Source organism: Parabacteroides sp. D25 (genome assembly GCF_000307475.1).
GTDB lineage: Bacteria > Bacteroidota > Bacteroidia > Bacteroidales > Tannerellaceae > Parabacteroides > Parabacteroides distasonis.
This window is the reverse complement of record NZ_JH976522.1, coordinates 1-1408: the sequence shown is the minus strand read 5'-3', so window position 1 is coordinate 1408 and position 1408 is coordinate 1. Positions and strand designations below refer to the sequence as shown.

Genomic DNA, 1408 nt, shown 5'->3' with positions numbered 1-1408 from the left:
GTTCTACCGGAACTCCCTATCAGATTAGCCATAATTAATAAATTTAAGATTAATAAAAAGTTCTAACAATGTTACGTTTTTATCCGTATTACGCTAAAAATCATCCATTTCTCATAAGCAAGACTGTTTTTAAGATTAATAATTCAATGATTTATTATTTGATTACTATAGTATCTTTCAGTATTTGATAGCGAATACCCGTATTCGTCTTTATCACATTGAGAATCTCCGATAAATCTTCGTTGTTACGGAAACTTCCGCTAAACCTTAATTTTTTTATCCCTTGATTTTCATAACGAAATACAACGTTATAGTTCCTTTCCAACAACTTTGTTATATCTTGCAGATACATCATTTCAAAAGACAAGAAACCTCCTCTCCATTGAGCGAATAGTTTCTTATCGTAAGGCACTACTTCTATCTTATTTCTACTTTTATCATAAACCGCTACTTGGTTAGGCTCAAGTAAGACCTCTTGTTTAGTCAACGTTGGTTGTACGGCGACTTTGCCATTGAACAAGGTTGTGGTTAGTTGCGAGTCTTCCATATAAGCGGAAACATTAAAGGCCGTACCAATCGCTTTCACATCAATACCGTTTGCCTTTACAACAAATGGTAAGTCTTTATTCTTGGCGACTTCAAAATAAGCTTCTCCATCCAAATAAATGTTACGATTGGAATGGCCGTAGTTCTCCGCATATTCTAAAGTTGTACAAGAGTTAAGCCAAACCTTCGTACCATCCGGTAATTGCAAATAGCTCTTCTCTCCTTTGCTCGTTACTAATTTATAATTTCCAACTGTCGATAAGTTCTCTTGATTCGTAAGATACAACGTTGATAGAGAAATACCTATACCCAAAAGCACGGCAGCGGCATATTTCATGTATTGAAGGAATAGCCTTCTTGTTTTCATTTTGGATATAGTTTTTTTCTCTATGGATGAAAACAAACGCTCCCACTCCCTATCAACATCTACTTCGTCTTTGAGACTTTCCGCAATTATATTTTTTATATATTCTTTCATTGTTTTTTCTCGATTCTATATGTATGACACTTCAAAACGATGTGCTACTTACAAGATTGATAAATTTTTGTATTATATTTTTTCAAGAAACCAGATAGTCTTTCAATCTACTTTTCAAAATCTTAAGGGCTCTATATATCTGTGTTTCCACTGTACGGACGGAGATATCCAATTTGTCTGCGATCTCTTGGTTCTTGAGTCCATTTATACGACTCAATTTAAAAATGGATTTACATTGATCTGGTAATTCCTCTATCGTATTTTCCGTGATTCGTTCTATCTCAAAAATACTAAGTATCGAATAAGGATCATTATCTTCTACAGCCTCTTGTTTATCCATCCCTGATATTTCATATCGGAGGATGTCAATAGTTCCGGTAGAAC

General features: G+C 34.3%; 2 protein-coding genes. Both read right to left on the bottom strand.

Annotated features, from left to right (window positions below; genetic code table 11):
- Positions 1-154: 154 nt before the first annotated feature.
- A complete protein-coding gene (locus HMPREF0999_RS21600; RefSeq protein ID WP_009276916.1) occupies positions 155-1024 on the bottom strand; it encodes a FecR family protein in 870 nt (289 codons plus the stop codon).
- A gap of 82 nt (positions 1025-1106) precedes the next feature.
- Positions 1107-1408: sigma-70 family RNA polymerase sigma factor (locus HMPREF0999_RS21595; protein WP_009276915.1), on the bottom strand; the 302-nt coding region annotated here is incomplete at its 5' end.

Excerpts from the sequence above, each read along its gene's own strand:
- HMPREF0999_RS21600 (WP_009276916.1), bottom strand. The coding sequence starts at position 1,024 with ATGAAAGAATATATAAAAAATATAATTGCGGAAAGTCTCAAAGACGAA.